The organism is Pseudomonas sp. FDAARGOS_761 (assembly GCF_013343155.1).
GTDB classification, from domain to species: domain Bacteria; phylum Pseudomonadota; class Gammaproteobacteria; order Pseudomonadales; family Pseudomonadaceae; genus Pseudomonas; species Pseudomonas aeruginosa.
Genome location: NZ_CP054572.1, coordinates 6,326,485 through 6,343,982, shown reverse-complemented (window position 1 = coordinate 6,343,982; position 17,498 = coordinate 6,326,485). Strand labels below are relative to the sequence as shown.

The following is a 17,498-nucleotide window of genomic DNA, read 5'->3' as shown; positions in this document are numbered from 1 at the left end:
GGAGCCTTCGCCATGATCGAGGTCATCGTCGGCGCCATCCGCCTGGAGGCGCAGGATATCCACAGCTTCGAACTGTTCCGGGCCGACGGGGCGGCACTGCCGTCCTTCGAGCCGGGAGCGCACATCGACCTGCACCTGCCCAACGGCCTGGTCCGCCAGTACTCCCTCTGCGGCCCCGCCGAACGGCCGCGCCACTACCGTATCGCCGTACTCCGCTGCCGCGACTCGCGCGGCGGCTCGGCCACGCTGCACGCCGAACTGCGGGTCGGCCAGCGGCTGCGCATCGGCGAGCCGCGCAATCTCTTCCCGCTGTCGCCGAAGCCCGGTCCGCACCTGCTGTTCGCCGGCGGCATCGGCATCACGCCGCTGCTGCCGATGGCCGAACGCCTGGCCCGCGATGGCGCCGACTTCCAGTTGCACTACTGCGCGCATTCCGCCGAGCGCGCGGCCTTCGTCGACTACCTTGGCCGGTGCGCCTTCGCCGACCGCGTGCACTGCCACTTCGACCACGGCGACAGCAGCCGCCGCGCGGACCTTCGCGCCCTGCTGGCGACCAGTCCGCGCGACGCCCAGCTATACCTTTGCGGGCCGGCGGGCTTCATGCAGTGGATCGAAGAAAGCGCCCGTGAACTGGGCTGGGAAGCAAGCCGCTTGCATCGCGAGCACTTCGCCGCCGCGCCACGGGACGCCAATGCGGACGGCACCTTCGAAGTGCAGTTGGCGAGCAACGGGGCGCTGATTCGGGTCGCCGCCGGGCAGACCGTGCTGGCGGCCCTGCGCGAAGCCGGGGTGGACCTGCCGGCCTCCTGCGAGCAGGGCATCTGCGGCACCTGCCTGACCCGCGTGCTGGACGGCGAGCCGGAGCATCGCGACCTCTACCTCAGCGAAGAGGAGCAGGCCGCCAACGATTGCTTCACGCCCTGCTGTTCGCGTTCGCGCAGCCCACGGCTGGTGCTGGATCTCTAGTCGGCGGCGACGTCGCCGTGAAGCACGGTGACGCCCTTCCGCGCCGGATCGAAGTAGTCGGCGTAGCGCAGGGTCGCGTTGGCGTGCTCGCGCATGATCGCCTCGGCGCGCGCCCCCTGGCCGTTGACCAGCGCGTCGACCACCGCGTGGTGCTGCATGTGGGCGAAGTTGAAACGGCGGAATTCCTGCTCGAGATTGTCGCGATCCACCGCCAGGGCGCTCACCGAGGCGAACGGCAGGTGGTCGTTGCGCGCCAGCGCCACGGCGATCGCCGGGTTGCCGCTGGCCTCGATGATGGTGCGGTGGAAGCGCATGTTCATGCGCTGGTAGCGCTCCAGCTCCTCCAGCAGGACCTGGCCGTTGGCGAACAATCGGTCGCCCTCGGCCAGGCATTCCTCCAGGGTCGCCCGTGCCTCGGCGGACAGACCGCGCTCGGCCGCCTGGCGCGCCGCCAGGCCTTCCAGCACGCCGCGCACCTCGACCGCGCCGGCGATATCCTCGCGGGTCACCGCGCGCACCCTGTAGCCGCGCCCGGTCTTGCACAGCAGGCCTTCCTGCTCGAGGGTACGCAGGGCGATGCGCACCGGCATGCGCGAGACCTGCAGGCGTTCGGCGGTGGGAATCTCGACGATGCGCTCGCCGGCGGCGAGTTCGCCGGAAGCGATCAGCTTGCGCAGCTCGGCCAGTACGCGTTGGCCCGGTTTGCTCATGGAATTCGCTTATTCGATCGGGACGACCGGGGCATCATAGCGTGCCCCGGCCGCCTCCGCCGGTCAGCTTTCGCGGTGGATGGCGAAGCCGGCCCAGGACTGGCTCACCGGCATGATCTCCAGGCTGTTGATGTTCAGGTGGGCGGGCTGGTTCATGATCCAGAAGATGGTCTCGGCGATGTCTTCCGGCTGGATCGGATGGGCCCCGGCGTAGGTCTTGTCGTAGCGCGCCTGGTCGCCGCCGAAGCGGACCAGGGAGAACTCGCTCTCGCACAGCCCCGGCTCGAGGTTGGTCACGCGCACCCCGGTGCCCTGCAGGTCGCAACGCAGGTTCAGGGAGAATTGCTCGACGAAGGCCTTGGTGCCGCCGTAGACATGGCTACCCGGATAGGGCCACTTGCCGGCCACCGAACCCAGGTTGACGATGCTCGCCCCGGCGCCGTGGGCGATCAGCCGCGGCAGCAGCAGGCGCGTGCTGTAGAGCAGGCCCTTGATGTTGGTGTCGACCATGGTGTCCCAGTCGTCCAGGTCGCAGGACTGCGCCGGGTCGGTGCCCAGCGCCAGGCCGGCGTTGTTGATCAGGCCGCGCAGGGTGGCGAACTCTTCCGGCAGGTTGTCCACGGCCGCGCTCATCGCCGCGCGGTCGCGCACGTCCAGGGTCAGCGGCAACACCCGGGTCTTCGCCGAAAGCTCGCCGGCCAGGGCTTGCAGACGCTCCTCGCGACGGCCGGTGAGCACCAGCGACCAGCCGGCCTCGGCGAAACGACGGGCGCAGGCTTCGCCGAAGCCTGAGGTGGCGCCGGTGATGAACAGGGTGGACGACATGGGCATCTCCTCGTACGGGGCGGAAAAACGATGTCCGGGGATTCTAGAGCCTCGCCGTGCCCGGTTGGCCATACAGTTGCGCACGAGTTTGCCGAGGCGCCTGCTCAAGAAACGACCAACCTCGCGGAGCCCGCACCGTGCTTGGGCCGCAGCGAACAGCCACCAACTTGTCCACAGGGCGTCGCACAGTTTTCCTGAACAACTGTGGCAGCGGCATGACCACGCGCTGGGGATAAGTGCCCCGGCGCGAGCACTGATCATTTTCTGACCAGCAACGCCTAACCCTCGCCGATTCAGGGGCTTGGCGGTTCTTACCCACCTTATCCACAAGCCCCCGCACAGAAATCCTGAACAACCTCAGGCGGCGTTATCCACAACCCGGCGCGCGGCGACCAGGTCCTCCAGCGCATAACCCACCGACTTGAACAGGGTGATTTCCCCGGGATCGCCGCGCCGCCCTGCCCCGCCCAGCAAGTCGCGCAGTTCGGTGGATATCGCCTCGCGCCCGATGGCGCCTTCGGCGATCGCTTGCAACAGGTCGCCGGCTTCTTCCAGCGCGCCTGCGCGGGTGTCCACCACGATCCGCGCGCGCGCCACCGCCAGGGCGTCGGTCTCGCGCATGGACGGCAGGAAGGCGCCGACCAGGTCGAGATGGACGCCCGGCTTCAGCCATGCGCCGCGCACCAGCGCTTCGCGGGAGGTGGTAACGCAACTGACGCAATCGGCCGCCTCCACCGCCGCGCGCAACCCGTCGGCCGCTCGCGCCGGGTAGCCCTCCTCGCGCAGCCGGGCGGCCAGCGCGGCGGCCTTGGCCGGATCGCGGCCCCAGATGTCGATGTGGCGATAGTCGCGCACGCAGGCGTGGGCCCGCACCATGTGCGCAGCCAGGGTTCCGCAGCCGACCACCAGCAGGCGCCGCGCATCGTCCCGCGCCAGGTAGTCGGCGGCCAGCGCCGAGCTGCAGGCGGTACGCCGGGCGGTCAGCTCCGAAGCCTCCAGCAACGCCAGCGGGCGACCGTCTTCGCCGTCGAACAGAGCGAACACCGCGGCCACCGCCGGCAGGCCACGCGCCCCATTGCCAGGGAACACCGTCACCAGTTTCACGCCGATCCCCTCACCGGCCTGCCACACCGGCATCTGTAGCAGCGAGGCCTGCGCCGGCAAGGCATGGCAGCTGCGCAGCGGCGCACTGCAAGGCTTGGCCAGGCCGATGCGCAACGCCTCGATCAGTTGTGGATAAGACAGGCGCTCGGCGACCTCGGCGTTGCTGAAAAAGCGCAGGCTGTGCATAAGTCGAGTTTCCTCCGTGGCTCCAGGGCAGCGCCCGCCCCGGCGGCCAGGCAGCCGGGGCGGGGCGCGCTCAATGTCCGCCGAGATAGGCGTTGCGCACCTCCTGGTTGCCGAGCAGTTCTTCGCCGCTGCCGCTCATGCGGATTTCCCCGGTGACCATCACGTAGGCGCGGTCGGAGAGCTTCAGCGCATGGTTGGCGTTCTGCTCGACGAGGAAGATGGTCATGCCGCTCCTGGCCAGCTCGCGCAGGGTCTGGAAGATCTGCTTGACCACGATCGGCGCCAGGCCCAGGGAGGGCTCGTCGAGCAACAGCAACTTCGGCCGGCTCATCAGCGCGCGGGCGATGGCGAGCATCTGCTGCTCGCCGCCGGACATGGTCATGGCGCGCTGGTTGCGCCGCTCCTTCAGGCGCGGGAACAGCTCGAACATGCGCTGCATGTCCTCCTCGGCGTGGTCCATGCCGATGGGAATGGTACCCATCAGCAGGTTTTCCTCGACGCTCATGTCGGGGAACACCCGGCGTCCTTCCGGCGACTGCGCGATGCCGTTGGACGCCACGTAGTGCGCCGACTTCTGGCGGATGTCCTGGCCGCGATAGAGGATCTGCCCGGCCGCCGCGCGCGGCTGGCCGAAGATCGACATCAACAGCGTCGACTTGCCCGCGCCGTTGGCACCGATCAGGCTCACCGTCTCGCCCTCGTTGACCTGCAGCGAGACCTTCTTCAGCGCCTGGATCGGCCCGTAGAACACGTCCACCTCACGGAATTCCAGCAACGCCGCGCTCATGACAGCTCCTCTTCGTCGGCACCGAGATAGGCGGCGATCACCTTCTCGTCATGGCGGATCTGTTCGGGGTTGCCACGGGCGATCACGTCGCCGTGGTCGAGCACAATGATGTGGTCGGAGATGTTCATCACCATGCCCATGTCATGCTCGATCAGCAGTACGGTGATCCCGTGGTGGTCGCGCAGGTAGCGGACGATGTTGCTCAGGGCGTGGGTCTCGGCCGGGTTGAGGCCGGCGGCCGGTTCGTCCAGGCAGATGAGTTCCGGCCGCGTGCACATGGCCCGGGCGATCTCCAGGCGCCGTTGCTGGCCGTAGGACATCTCGCCGGCCAGGCGGTTGGCGCAGTCCACCAGGTCGACCACCTCCAGCCAGTAGAACGCGTGGTCCAGCGCCTCGCTCTCGGCACGGCGATAGCCGGGAGTGTTGAGGATGCCGGCGAGCAGGTTGCGGTTGACGAACATGTGCTGCGCCACCAGCAGGTTCTCCACCACCGACATGTCCTTGAACAGGCGGATGTTCTGGAAGGTCCGCGCCAGCCCGGCGCGGTTCACCAGATGGGTGCCGCCGAACATCTTGTAGTAGAGGCGACTGCCCAGTTGCGGCGGCTTGACGAAGTCGTCCAGCTGGAACGGCTCGCCGAGCACCTGGATGACGTCCGTGGTGCGCCCCTGGGTGTTGAGCAGGATGTTGCCGCCGGTGGCCTTGTAGAAGCCGGTGAGGCAGTTGAACACGGTGGTCTTGCCGGCGCCGTTGGGGCCGATCAGCGCGGTGATCGAACCGCGCTCGACGTCGAGGTTGACGTCGTTGAGCGCCTTGATGCCGCCGAAGTGCATCATCAGGTGCTCGACGCTGAGGATCTTGTCGCTCATGGCGCCACCCCCTTGCGCGGGGCGAAGCCCACCCGGCTGATGCGGATCAGCCCGCGCGGCCGCCAGATCATCATCACCACCATGAGTATCCCGAGCAGCAGCACGCGGATGTCGGCGAAGCTGCGCAGCAGCTCCGGCGCCACGGTGAGGACGAAGGCGGCGATCACCACCCCGACCGTCGAGCCCATGCCGCCGAGCACGACGATGGCGAGGATCAGCGCCGACTCGAAGAAGTTGAACGAGGACGGGTTGACGAAGCCCTGGTAGCTGGCGAAGAACACCCCGGCCAGTCCCGCGGTGGAGGCGCCGAGCATGAACGCCGAGAGTTTCACCAGCACATGGTTGAGGCCCATCGCGCGACAGGCGATCTCATCCTCGCGCAGCGCCTCCCAGGCGCGCCCGACCGGCATCCGGGTCAGCCGGTGCTTGATGTAGAGCACCAGCAGCACGACCAGGAACAGCACCACGTAGATGAACAGGAACTTCATGTTGGGGTTGTAGGCGATGCCGAGGAACTCGTGGATCGGCACCCCGCCATCCTTGGCCCGGCGGCCGAACTCCAGGCCGAGGAAGGTCGGCGCCGGCGCCGGCATGCCGTTCGGCCCGCCGGTGAAGGACAGCCAGTTGTTCAGTACCAGGCGGATGATCTCGCCGAAGCCCAGGGTGACGATCGCCAGGTAGTCGCCATGCATGCGCAACACCGGGAAGCCGAGGATCGCCCCGGCCACCGCGGCGGTCAGCGCGGCCAGCGGCAGGACGGTCCAGAAGCCCAGGCCGAGGTACTGGTAGCCCAGCGCCAGGCCATAGGCGCCAATGGCGTAGAAGGCCACGTAGCCGAGGTCGAGCAGCCCGGCGAGGCCGACCACGATGTTCAGGCCCAGGCCCAGCAGCACGTAGATCAGGCCGAGGATGACCACCGCCAGCAGGTACTTGCTGGCGAAGAACGGGAAGATCACCGCGGCCACCAGGATCAGCGGCACGATCCAGCGCAAGCGGGTCTTGTAGCCCGGCGGCAGGACGTGGACGCCGCTGCCAGCCCCCTCGAAGCGCTCCAGCACGGCCCGCCCGCCGCGGGTCTGCAGGTAGAGGCTGAGCAGGAAGCGCCCGGCCATCACGATCGCGATGATCCAGCCGACCCGCTCGTAATGCAGGTTGAAGCCGTAGCCGTCGAGGACCACGCCGACGATGGGGCCGAACACCACCAGGGCGATCAACCCGGAGAGCACGGTATCGACGACGCACTGCTTGAGATCGATGGAAGTCTCGTTGCTCATCGTCGTCCCCTTACACCTTGGCGATCTGCGGGCGGCCGAGCAGGCCCTGGGGACGGAAGATCAGGATCAGTACCAGCAACGAGAAGGCGAACACGTCCTTGTAGTCGGTGTTGACCATCCCCGAGAACTGCGCCTCGGCCACTCCCAGCACCAGGCCGCCGAGCATCGCCCCGGGCAGCGAGCCGATGCCGCCGAGCACCGCCGCGGTGAACGCCTTGATGCCGATGATGAAGCCGGCGTAAAAGTCGAAGGTGCCGTAGTTCATGGTGATCAGCACCCCGGCCAGGGCGGCCATCGCCGCGCCGATGACGAACACGTAGGAGATCACCCGGTCGGTGTTGATCCCCAGGATCGAAGCCATCTTGCGGTCCTGCTGGGTCGCCCGGCACATGCGCCCGAGCTTGGTGTAGCGGATCACGTAGGTCAGCACCGCCATGCCGATCAGCGAAGCGATCAGGATGAACAGCTTGGTGTAGGTGAGCTGGACGAAACCGTCGCCGACGTGGAATTTCAGGGCGCCGTCGAGCAGGGTCGGGATCCCCTGCTGGCGCGGTCCCTGTGCCACCTGCACGTAGTTCTGCAGGATCAGCGACATGCCGATCGCCGAGATCAGCGGCGCCAGGCGCGTGGAGTTGCGCAGCGGCTTGTAGGCGATGCGCTCGATCACCCAGCCGTAGGTGCAGGTCACCAGCACGGTGAACAGCAAGGTGCCGAGGATCAGCAGCGGGAAGTTCTGCAGGCCGAAGAAGGCCAGCAGGGCAAGGGCGATGGCCGACAGGTAGGCGGAGATCATGTACACCTCGCCGTGGGCGAAGTTGATCATGCCGATGATGCCGTAGACCATGGTGTAGCCGATGGCGATGAGGCCGTAGACCGAGCCGAGGGTCAGCCCGTTGATCATTTGCTGGAGGAAGATGCCGTCCATTTTTCAGTCTCTTCAGGGCGAATCGCGACGGCCTTTGTAAGGCGCGCCGGCGCTCGCCGGTGAAAGCGGACGGGTGCTACTGAAACGGCCCCGGATCGCGGGACTCCAGACCGACCACACGCAGACGTCTTCGGTGAATCCGCACTACGGCGGCAAGCACGGGCGAGCACTTCAGCAGCTCCCGGACTTACCCATGCGCCGAGCCTGTGCCCGGCGCATGGCGGTCGAGCGCGATCAGGGCAACTGGTGGTACTTGCCCTTGTCGTCCCACTCGTAGACCACGTAGTCGGAGACTTTCAGGTCGCCCTTCTTGTCCCATTCCTTCTTGCCCATCACGGTCTGCACCGGATGCGACTTCAGCCACTCGGCGGCCTTGGCCGGATCGTTGGCGCCGACGCCGTTGAAGGCCGCCGCCAGGGACTGGATCGAGGCGTAGGAGTAGAGGGTGTAGCCTTCCGGCTCGAAACCGCCGGCACGGAACTTCTCCACCACCGCCTTGCCGTCGGGGATCAGCCGCGGGTCGGCGCCGAAGGTCATCAGCACGCCCTTGACGTACTGCGGACCGCCGGCGGTGGTCGCCAGTTCGTCGGTGACCACGCCGTCGTCGGACATGAACCTGGCGGTCAGTCCCTGTTCACGCATCTGCCGTACCAGCGGACCGGCTTCCGGATGCAGGCCGCCGAAGTAGACGACCTCGGCACCGGAGGCGCGGATCTTGGTGACCAGCGCGTTGAAGTCCTTCTCGCCGCGGGTCAGGCCCTCGTAGAGAACCTCTTTCACGCCGAGCTTGTTCAGTTGCGCCCTGGTGGCGTCCGCCAGGCCCTGGCCATAGGTGTCCTTGTCGTGGATCACTGCGACCTTCTTGGCCTTCAGCACCTTGACGATATAGTCGCCGGCGACCACGCCCTGCTGGTCGTCGCGGCCGCACATGCGGAACATCCCGGAGAGTCCGCGCTCGGTGACCTGCGGGTTGGTGGAACCGGGGGTGATGGCGATGATCCCGGCCTCGTCGTAGACCTCGGATGCGGGGATGGTCGAAGAAGAGCAGAAATGGCCGACCACGGCGATGGCCTTGTCCTGGTCCACCAGGCGGTTGGCCACGGCCACGGCCTGCTTCGGTTCGCAGGCGTCGTCGGCCTTGACCAGCTTGATCTTCTCGCCGTTGATCCCACCCGCCGCGTTGATGTCTTCCGCCGCCTGGGACGCGCCGCGCCAGTATTGCTCGCCGAAGGAGGCGTTGGCGCCGGTATGCGGTCCGGCCACGCCGATCACGACGTCGGCCAGCGCATGCGTGGAAAGACCCATCACGGATGAAACCGCGAGAGCCAGGATGCCTTTTCTGAACAGCTTCTTGGACATGGGGTGTTGCTCCTGAGGATGATGTTGGCGCTCGTAACTACGATGTTGTTGTTGTGTTTCGCTCAACAGGCAGAGCAAGCGGCGTGCCATTCGTTTTTTTCCTGAGTGGCCGGCCACAAGAACTTTAGCCCTCCTTTCCGTTTTTATCTTTGTTATTGGAAATCAGTCATTTAGACATTTCTCCGAATCCCCTTCGGAGAGCTACAGCCCAGGCTTCACAAGGCCTGAACCGTTCCTAGGAATAACTCTACAACGATATTGAAGCGGTTAGAAACTGCACGTCACTGGTGCGCTGCACGCACTAATTGAGGTCCTCTTTTTCAATGAAAGTGCAGGACAGAGCGGTTTTTAAAATTAATATGAACATGAACTTCCCGGGATTCGGTACTTGGCGGAAAAAGTCGATTCGAATACGACATGGACATATCCGTGAGCGACGCCACGTTCGGCGCAAAGCCCTGTGACGGATTCGTCATAAGCCAGCGAATGCTCTATCGCGAGACTTGCCGGCAGTAATAAGCGTCGCCCGGCACTCCGGCAAGCGAGCTTTCCTCCCCACGTCATTCCGTTTATTCATATAACGCGTTCCGCCCGCTCCACCCGCGCCAGGAAACCCGCCATGCTGAACAAACGCCGCCTGCCGTCGATGACCGCCCTGCAATGCTTCGAAGCGGTAGCCCGGCACCTGAGCTTCACCCGCGCCGCCGAAGAGTTGAGCCTGACCCAGAGCGCCATGAGCAAGCAGGTCGCGCAACTCGAGGAGCAGTTGCAGCACGCCCTGTTCCGCCGGGTGCGCAAGCGCCTGCAACTGACCCCGGCCGGCGAGCTGTACCTGGCCGAGGTACGCCGCATCCTGCAGCAGGTAGAGCTGTCCACCCGCTTCCTGCTTTCCTACGGCGGCGAGACCGAAGTGCTGCGAGTGGCGACCCCGCCGACCTTCGGCGCGCGCTGGCTGATCCCGCAACTGAACGGCTGGCGCCACCGCCACCCGAACATCCACCTCGACCTGCGCCAGGAACTGGAACCGGACGACCTGCGCCAGGGCCATTGCGACCTGGCGTTCTTCTTCGGCCCCGGCACCCTGCCGGGCGCCGAGTGCATACGCCTGTTCGGCGAACAACTGGTGGCGGTCTGCGCGCCATCCCTGCTGCCGGCCGGCGGACTGGACGAGCCGACCCAACTGGCGGGGCTGGTGCTGCTGCAGAACGCCAGCCGCGCGGAGGCCTGGCACGACTGGTTCGCCAGCCTGGAGCGAAATTGCCAGGGTTGCTACCACGGTCCACGCTTCGACACCTTCTACATGTGCATCCGCGCCGCCCAGGCCGGTTGCGGGGTAGCCCTGCTACCGCGCTTCCTGGTCGAGGAGGAACTCGCCGAAGGCAAGCTGGCGATCGCCTGGCCGCACGCCCTGCCCAGCCAGGAGGCTTACTACCTGGCCTATCCCGAGCATGCCGCGGAGGTCCCCAAGGTGCGCCATTTCATCGAGTGGATGGTAGAGCGCCTGGAGCAGGAGCAACCCTCAGCGGGCCCCCGCCAGACGCGCCACGGCCCGGTTTGACGTTTCCGCTGCGCGGAACCATCTTTACTCTCACTCGGTTCACCTCGGAACGTCCCATGCTCACTGGCGTCACGGTTCGAATCCGCCTGCTGGTCCTGGCGTTGCTGCCCCTGACGATGCTCGTCACGGTCATCGCGATGGCGCTGGCCAACGCCAGTCGACTCGATGCCAGCTTCCAGGACCTTTTCAACAACCGGATGAAGCCCATCAGCCAGCTCAAGATCGTCGCCGACGCCGTTGCGGTCAGCGTGGTCGACGCCCTGCACAAGTACCGTGCGGGCGTCTTCGATGAAGAGCGCCTGCAGCAGGAATTGAGTGGGGCGCTGTCGCGCATCGAGAAGTCGTGGGCCGACTATTCCGCAGACCACCGGACTGCCGCCGAGAAGGAAATCATCGAGTCGCTGGTCCCCACCCTGGAACAGGTCAAGCGGATGACCCTGGCATACGGCGAGCAGGCCAGGGCCGGAAGCCTGCGAAACGTCGAGGCCGGCACGTTCAATCGCGAGATGTATGGTGCGTTCGATCCCCTGGGAACCGCGCTGTCGACGCTGATCGACCTGCAGCTCAGCGAAGGCGCCAAGCTCAACGAGCAGATGGAGAAACGCTACGACTCCATGCGCACCACCTTCCTGCTCATCGGCGCCGCAGCCCTGGTCCTCATCGTCGCCGCGGCCTGGTTCATCAGCCTGTCGATCATGCGCCCGCTTTCCGATCTGCGCGGGGTGATCCGCCGCGTGCAGGACTCCTCGAATCTCACGCTCCGCGCCGATGCGCGCGGGCGCGACGAAGTGTCCGATACGGCGCGCGCATTCAATATGATGCTGGAAAGCCAGCAGGCGCTGCTCCGCCATCTCGCCGAAACGGCCAGGAAGCTGACCGTCACCTCGGACGAGATGAGCGCCATCAGCAACCAGGTCAGCCATGTCGCCACGTCCCAGGGCGACCAGACCGACATGGTCGCCACGGCGGTACACCAGATGAGCATGGCGGTCCAGGACGTGGCGCGGAACGCCCAGGCCGCCGCGGCCAGCGCGGAATCGGCGAACAGCGAGGCGCACACCGGAACCGGACTCGTGCATGCGAACCTCGACGCCATCCAGGGCCTGTCGGTCATGGTCGGAGAGGCGGGAGCCGTCATCGACACGCTACGCAACAAGACCGATGAAATCAGCACCGTCCTGGAAGTCATCCAGAACATCGCCCAGCAGACCAACCTGCTCGCCCTCAATGCCGCGATAGAAGCCGCACGGGCGGGCGAGGCCGGACGCGGGTTCGCGGTGGTCGCCGATGAAGTGCGCAGCCTGGCCACCAATACGCACAAGGCCACCGAAACCATCCGCGAGATGATCGAAGCCCTGCAGGCAGGCGCCAGCAGCGCGGTCAGCGTGATGCAGCAGTCACGCGAGCAGGCCCAGGTCAGCGTCCAGCGCGCCCACGAGGCGGGAAAGGCGCTCGGTCTCATCGCCCAGGCGATCGAAGGCATCGCCCAGAGCAACGCGCAGATATCCACGGCGACGGAAGAACAGACAGCCACCGCGAGCGAGGTCAGCCAGAACATCGACTCGCTCAATGCCAGCATCGGCGAAGTCGCCGAGGGCGCGGTGAAGACCTCCACCTCCAGTGTCGAGCTGGCGAAGCTGGCAAACGGGCTGGAGCAGCAGATCCAGCGCTTCACCGTCTAGCAAGCGCGGCAGGGAGCGGCCTCACCGGCCCTGCCGCACCCGTTTGTCAGGACGCCAGCAGGCTGCGGTCGAAAACGAAGGCGCCGCCCGGCTTCGGGGTGAAATGCAGGACGTGTTGCGGGCGCCCCATGGGCGGACGCTGGCGTTCGCCGGTGTCCTCGACCCAGCCAGCCTCCTTCATCCGCTCCAGGCGGCCGCGCAGGCTGGAATGCTGGACTTCCTGGCCGATGGCGCACTCGAAGGCCTTCAGCGCCTCGGCCACGGTGAAGCGCGGCGCCAGCAGGAACAACGGCAGGGCGCTGTACACCGACTTGCTCGCCAGGCGCTCGCAGGCCTGCTGTACCAGTTGGGCGTGGTCGAACGGCAGGGCGAAGCGCTCGCTGCGAACGTCGCGCAGCGGCACGAAGTCGAGGTCGTCGTCCTCCACCTGGGTGTCCGGGCCGACCAGCACCAGGTAGAACACGCTCAGCGACCAGCCGCGCGGGTCACGTACCGCGTTGCCGACCGTGGCCACCTGCTCGATGTAGGCCGGCTCCAGCCGCGCCTTGTCGCGCAGGGCGCGCACCGCCGCGTCGTCGAGGCTGTGGTCGGCGCTGCGGCCGTTGACCAGCACGCCGGGCAAGGCCCACTGGCCGGCGAAAGGCGCCTGGGCGCGGCGGATCAGCAACAGCTCCAGTCCGTGCCCGGGGTTCAGGCGCAACGCCACGATATCCACGCTGGCCAATACTTCCGCTGAACTCATCGTCACTCCTCTCTTCAGACCGCCTGGCGTTCGCCGCCATAGCAGTGCAGTTCGTCCTTCACTTCCGGCAGGCACCAGGCCTCCGGTATCGCCAGTCCTTCGCGCAGGCGCTGGCGGATCATCGAGCTGTGCAGCGGCAGCCGCTCCTCCGCCACCAGCCGGCCGAAGCGCCAGCACAATTCGGCGGCGCGTTCGAAGCGCGGCAGCTCCGCCTCGTTGTCGGCGCCGATCAGCAGGGCGATCCGCGCTGACGCCAGGCCGCTACGCGCGGCCAGCGCTTCCAGCAGGTCGATGCTGTAGACCGCCGGACGATCGGGCATCAATCCTGCTTCGATCGGCTCGCAATACACCCGCCGCGGATCGATCCGCCGGGCCAGCCGCGCCAGCCAGCGGCAGCGCAGCTCGAAATCGCCCATGCGCTTGCCGAAGGCGTGGCGGTGGCTCGGCACCAGGGCGACCCGTTCGGCGCAAAGCAGCGCCCGGCGGATCACCGACTCATGGCCGGGGTGCGGCGGGTCGAACGCCCCACCATAGACCGCGAGAGCGAAGTCGGGGGCGCGTCCGCCGCTCATCCCGGCAGGCAGTCGGCGAATCCGGGAACTTATTTCATCACGCATAGAAAATACCTTCCACTGCGAAATTTTGTAGTACAAGTGCTTGACGACTTATTTCACGTGATGAATTATGTACCCACATTCAGCCCCAACCCGTCAAGCGGAGGCTTCCATGAATCGCCCCAGCAAGATCGCCAGCTTCGATGTCGACGCCCAGAAAGGCTTCACCCCGCTGTGCCCGGACGAACTGCCGGTGCCCGGCGGCGACGCCATCGGCGCCGCCCTCAACCAACTGGCCAGCCGCGCCGCGCTGCGCCTGGGCAGCAAGGACGCGCACAGCCCGAAGGCTGCCTGGGTAGTGGAAAGCGCCGAGCAGATGCTGCGGCCGCTGGCCTATCCGGATGCCGACCTGACCTGGGTGAGCCACTGCGTACCGGGTACGCCGGGCTTCGAGCTGCTCGACGAACTGCCGCGGCCGATCGACTACGACTTCTTCGTCTGGAAGGGCGTGGAGCCGGACCTGCACCCCTACGGCGCCTGCTACCACGATCTGGCGGAACGCCGCAGCACCGGGGTCATCGAATACCTGAGGCAGAATGGCGTGAGCCATGTGCTGGTGGGTGGCCTGGCGCTGGACTACTGCGTGAAGAACACCGCCCTGCAACTGCGCCGCGCCGGTTTCGAGGTGCTGCTCTACCTGCCCGCCTGCCGGGCCATCGCCGAGGACACCGCGCAGCGGGCCTGCGACGAGATGCGCGACGCCGGGGTGATCCTCTGCGCCGACCTGGAACGACTGGATAGCGCCCTCGCCGGCGCCGACAAGGAGAAGTGAACATGGCCGAAAGCGTCTTTGCCGAGCGCATCGTGCAGAACCTGCTCGATACCGATTTCTACAAGCTGACCATGATGCAGGCGGTGCTGCACAACTACCCCAACGCCGAAGTGGAGTGGGAATTCCGCTGCCGCAACGCCGAGGACCTGCGTCCGTACCTGGCGGAGATCCGCTACCAGATCGAGCGCCTCGCCGAAGTCGAGGTAACCGCCGACCAGCTCGCCTTCCTCGAACGCATCCCGTTCATGAAGCCGGACTTCATCCGCTTCCTCAGCCTGTTCCGCTTCAACCTGCGCTACGTGCACACCGGCATCGAGGATGGCCAACTGGCAATCCGCCTGCGCGGCCCATGGCTGCACGTGATCCTCTTCGAGGTGCCGCTGCTGGCCATCGTCAGCGAGGTGCGCAACCGTTATCGCTACCGCGAGGTGGTCCTGGAACAGGTCGGCGAGCAGCTCTATCGCAAGCTCGACTGGCTCTCCGCCCAGGCCAGCAGCGAGGAACTCGCGGAATTCCAGGTCGCCGACTTCGGCACCCGCCGGCGCTTCTCCTACCGCACCCAGGAGGAAGTGGTGCATATCCTCAAGCGCGACTTCCCCGGGCGCTTCGTTGGCACCAGCAACGTGCACCTGGCCCGCGAGTACGATCTCAAGCCGATCGGCACCATGGCCCACGAATGGCTGATGGCCCACCAGCAACTCGGCCCGCGGCTGGTCGACAGCCAGCAAGCGGCGCTGGACTGCTGGGTCCGCGAGTACCGCGGGCAGCTCGGCATAGCCCTGACCGACTGCATTACCATGGACGCCTTCCTCGACGACTTCGACCTGTACTTCGCCAAGCTCTTCGACGGCCTGCGCCACGATTCGGGCGACCCGCTGGCCTGGGCGGAGAAAGCCATCGCCCACTACCGCCGCCTGGGTATCGACCCGCTGAGCAAGACCCTGGTGTTCTCCGACGGGCTGGACATGCCCAAGGCGTTGCAGCTGTTCCGCGCGCTACGTGGCAAGATCAACGTCAGCTTCGGCATCGGCACCAACCTGACCTGCGACATCCCGGGGGTCGAGCCGATGAACATCGTCCTGAAGATGACGGCCTGCAACGGCCATCCGGTGGCGAAGATATCCGACGCCCCGGGCAAGACCCAATGCCGCGACGAGAACTTCGTCGCCTACCTCCGCCACGTCTTCAACGTGCCGGCCTAATCCTTTCGCACCTAACGGGAGCCCGAACATGCAACAGATCCAACGCGACATCGCCCAAGCCCTGCAGGTCCAGCCGCCGTTCCAGTCGGAGGCCGACGTGCAGGCGCAGATCGCCCGGCGCATCGCCTTCATCCAGCAGTGCCTGAAGGATTCCGGGCTGAAGACCCTGGTGCTGGGGATCAGCGGCGGCGTCGACTCGCTCACCGCCGGCCTGCTGGCCCAGCGCGCCGTCGAGCAACTGCGCGAGCAGACCGGCGACCAGGCCTACCGCTTCATCGCCGTGCGCCTGCCCTACCAGGTGCAGCAGGACGAGGCCGATGCCCAGGCCTCGCTGGCGACCATCCGCGCCGACGAAGAGCAGACCGTCAACATCGGTCCGTCGGTGAAAGCCCTGGCGGAACAGCTGGAAGCCCTGGAAGGACTCGAGCCGGCGAAGAGCGACTTCGTCATCGGCAATATCAAGGCGCGCATCCGCATGGTCGCCCAGTACGCCATCGCCGGCGCACGCGGCGGCCTGGTGATCGGCACCGACCATGCCGCCGAGGCGGTCATGGGGTTCTTCACCAAGTTCGGCGACGGCGCCTGCGACCTGGCTCCGCTCAGCGGCCTGGCCAAGCATCAGGTACGCGCCCTCGCCCGCGCCCTCGGCGCTCCGGAGAACCTGGTGGAGAAGATCCCCACCGCCGACCTCGAGGACCTGCGCCCCGGCCATCCGGACGAGGCTTCCCACGGCGTCACCTATGCCGAGATCGACGCCTTCCTGCACGGCCAGCCGCTGCGCGAGGAAGCCGCGCGGGTGATCGTCGACACCTACCACAAGACCCAGCACAAGCGCGAACTGCCGAAGGCGCCCTGAGCCTCCCGGCCCGTGCGGCGGGCCCGTCGTCGACGGGCCTTTGTCGCGGGCGGGAATGTGCCTGTCGCAACCAGGTCTTCAAGTCCGCGCGGCGGCACGCTAGAAGGAAGCTGAATCCCTGCGAAGGCCAGCCATGCGCACCCGTCTCCCCGCCCTGCTCCTCGGTGTCCTGCTGGCCGGCCAGGCCTGCGGACACACGTCCCCGCTGCTCGCGCCGGTACGGCAGATCCACGCCTTCGGCGACAGCTATTCGGACAACGGCGAAAGCCAGCGACTGACCCGCGAGATGCTCGCCAAGGGCATCGCCGGCGCCCAGGCATTGCCCGGCGAAGTCTACTGGCAGGGCCGCTGGAGCAACGGCCCGACCGCCGTCGAGGTGCTCGCCCGCCAGCTCGGCGCACAACTGGCCGACCATGCGGTGGGCGGCGCCAAGAGCGGAGCGGACAACTACTACGGCTGGATGAGCGCCTACCGCCATACCGGCCTCGCCGGCCAGGTCGACGCCTACCTCGCCACGCTGGACGGCAAGCCGGCCGACGGCCAGGCGCTGCACTTCATCTTCGTCTCCGCCAACGATTTCTTCGAGCACGAGGATTTCGCCGGCGAGCAGTCCCTGGAACAACTGGCCGGCAGCAGCGTGGCGAACATCCGCGCCGCGGTGCAGCGTCTCGGAGAGGCCGGCGCACGACGCTTCCTGGTGGTCAGTTCGACCGACCTGAGCGTGGTCCCGGCGGTGGTCGTCGGCAACCGGGTCGAGCGTGCGCAGCGCTACCTGCAAGCGGTCAACGCCAGCCTGCCGATCCAGCTCGCCGCCCTGCGCAAGACCCGCGGCCTGGAGCTGAGCTGGTTCGACCATCTCACCTTCAGCCGCCACTTGCGGCGCAACCCGGCACGCTACGGCCTGGTGGAGCTGGACGCGCCCTGCCAGCCGACCCAGCCCAGCGTCCGCCCGGCCTGCGCCAACCCGGACCAGTACTACTTCTGGGACGAGTGGCATCCGACCCGGCGCGTGCACCAACTGGCCGGCGAAGCGATGGCGGCGCGCTACGCGCGCTGAGCCCGGCGCG

General features: G+C 66.8%; 17 protein-coding genes. 7 read left to right on the top strand and 10 right to left on the bottom strand.

The genetic code is table 11. The features are described 5' to 3' along the window. Nucleotides 1-12: 12 nt before the first annotated feature. Nucleotides 13-966 carry a PDR/VanB family oxidoreductase gene (locus tag FOC67_RS29440; RefSeq protein ID WP_009314336.1) on the top strand — a complete coding sequence of 318 codons (954 nt, stop codon included), beginning with the start codon at nucleotides 13-15 and terminating at the stop codon, nucleotides 964-966. Here the strand turns inward: FOC67_RS29440 and FOC67_RS29435 are convergent. The 8 genes from FOC67_RS29435 to FOC67_RS29400 all read right to left on the bottom strand — a co-directional run bounded on the left by FOC67_RS29435 (nucleotide 963) and on the right by FOC67_RS29400 (nucleotide 9,005). Continuing rightward, nucleotides 963-1,676, bottom strand: a complete 714-nt coding sequence (locus FOC67_RS29435) for a GntR family transcriptional regulator (RefSeq protein ID WP_003109450.1) — start codon at nucleotides 1,674-1,676, stop codon at nucleotides 963-965. The two genes, FOC67_RS29440 and FOC67_RS29435, sit on opposite strands and share 4 nt — an antisense overlap. Nucleotides 1,677-1,739: 63 nt before the next feature. After that, the gene (locus FOC67_RS29430; RefSeq protein ID WP_003095557.1) at nucleotides 1,740-2,501 is read right to left on the bottom strand and encodes an SDR family oxidoreductase; all 762 of its coding nucleotides are present in this window, start codon (nucleotides 2,499-2,501) and stop codon (nucleotides 1,740-1,742) included. A gap of 357 nt (nucleotides 2,502-2,858) precedes the next feature. Beyond that, nucleotides 2,859-3,791 carry an ornithine cyclodeaminase family protein gene (locus FOC67_RS29425; RefSeq protein WP_009314337.1) on the bottom strand — a complete coding sequence of 311 codons (933 nt, stop codon included), beginning with the start codon at nucleotides 3,789-3,791 and terminating at the stop codon, nucleotides 2,859-2,861. A 70-nt stretch (nucleotides 3,792-3,861) separates the two neighbouring features. Further along, a complete protein-coding gene (locus tag FOC67_RS29420; RefSeq protein ID WP_003095563.1) occupies nucleotides 3,862-4,578 on the bottom strand; it encodes an ABC transporter ATP-binding protein in 717 nt (238 codons plus the stop codon). Continuing rightward, nucleotides 4,575-5,447, bottom strand: coding sequence for an ATP-binding cassette domain-containing protein (locus FOC67_RS29415; RefSeq protein WP_003095566.1), 873 nt, complete (start codon nucleotides 5,445-5,447; stop codon nucleotides 4,575-4,577). Before FOC67_RS29415 ends, FOC67_RS29420 begins: the two co-directional genes overlap by 4 nt. Then, complete coding sequence (gene livM / locus FOC67_RS29410; RefSeq protein ID WP_009314338.1) at nucleotides 5,444-6,721, bottom strand: high-affinity branched-chain amino acid ABC transporter permease LivM; 1,278 nt, start codon at nucleotides 6,719-6,721, stop codon at nucleotides 5,444-5,446. Before livM ends, FOC67_RS29415 begins: the two co-directional genes overlap by 4 nt. A gap of 10 nt (nucleotides 6,722-6,731) precedes the next feature. After that, a complete protein-coding gene (locus FOC67_RS29405) occupies nucleotides 6,732-7,646 on the bottom strand; it encodes a branched-chain amino acid ABC transporter permease (protein ID WP_003095571.1) in 915 nt (304 codons plus the stop codon). Nucleotides 7,647-7,880: 234 nt separating this feature from the next. Continuing rightward, nucleotides 7,881-9,005 (bottom strand): branched-chain amino acid ABC transporter substrate-binding protein, encoded by a 1,125-nt coding sequence (locus FOC67_RS29400; RefSeq protein WP_009314339.1) that lies wholly within the window; start codon nucleotides 9,003-9,005, stop codon nucleotides 7,881-7,883. A gap of 619 nt (nucleotides 9,006-9,624) precedes the next feature. Here FOC67_RS29400 and FOC67_RS29395 point away from each other — a divergent pair. Both FOC67_RS29395 and FOC67_RS29390 read left to right on the top strand, forming a co-directional pair. Continuing rightward, a complete protein-coding gene (locus FOC67_RS29395; RefSeq protein ID WP_003095575.1) occupies nucleotides 9,625-10,563 on the top strand; it encodes a LysR substrate-binding domain-containing protein in 939 nt (312 codons plus the stop codon). Nucleotides 10,564-10,619: 56 nt separating this feature from the next. Then, the gene (locus FOC67_RS29390) at nucleotides 10,620-12,245 is read left to right on the top strand and encodes a methyl-accepting chemotaxis protein (RefSeq protein ID WP_003141691.1); all 1,626 of its coding nucleotides are present in this window, start codon (nucleotides 10,620-10,622) and stop codon (nucleotides 12,243-12,245) included. Nucleotides 12,246-12,291: 46 nt separating this feature from the next. Here the strand turns inward: FOC67_RS29390 and FOC67_RS29385 are convergent, their stop codons facing one another. Both FOC67_RS29385 and FOC67_RS29380 read right to left on the bottom strand, forming a co-directional pair. Beyond that, on the bottom strand, nucleotides 12,292-12,987 hold the full coding sequence (locus FOC67_RS29385; RefSeq protein ID WP_003112292.1) for an NUDIX hydrolase: 696 nt from the start codon (nucleotides 12,985-12,987) through the stop codon (nucleotides 12,292-12,294). A gap of 14 nt (nucleotides 12,988-13,001) precedes the next feature. Next, nucleotides 13,002-13,604: an adenylyltransferase/cytidyltransferase family protein gene (locus FOC67_RS29380; RefSeq protein WP_003095582.1), complete on the bottom strand. Its 603-nt coding sequence runs from the start codon at nucleotides 13,602-13,604 to the stop codon at nucleotides 13,002-13,004. Nucleotides 13,605-13,713: 109 nt separating this feature from the next. Between FOC67_RS29380 and FOC67_RS29375 the strand changes: the two genes are divergently transcribed. From FOC67_RS29375 to choE, 4 genes are all read left to right on the top strand, one after another. Further along, nucleotides 13,714-14,373, top strand: a complete 660-nt coding sequence (locus FOC67_RS29375; protein WP_003095584.1) for a nicotinamidase — start codon at nucleotides 13,714-13,716, stop codon at nucleotides 14,371-14,373. A gap of 2 nt (nucleotides 14,374-14,375) precedes the next feature. Then, complete coding sequence (gene pncB / locus FOC67_RS29370; RefSeq protein ID WP_003099996.1) at nucleotides 14,376-15,575, top strand: nicotinate phosphoribosyltransferase; 1,200 nt, start codon at nucleotides 14,376-14,378, stop codon at nucleotides 15,573-15,575. A 28-nt stretch (nucleotides 15,576-15,603) separates the two neighbouring features. Further along, a complete protein-coding gene (nadE, locus tag FOC67_RS29365) occupies nucleotides 15,604-16,431 on the top strand; it encodes an ammonia-dependent NAD(+) synthetase (protein WP_003099998.1) in 828 nt (275 codons plus the stop codon). Between the two features lie 133 nt (nucleotides 16,432-16,564). Beyond that, the gene (choE, locus tag FOC67_RS29360) at nucleotides 16,565-17,488 is read left to right on the top strand and encodes a cholinesterase ChoE (RefSeq protein WP_003135532.1); all 924 of its coding nucleotides are present in this window, start codon (nucleotides 16,565-16,567) and stop codon (nucleotides 17,486-17,488) included. The last annotated feature ends 10 nt before the right edge of the window (nucleotides 17,489-17,498 follow it).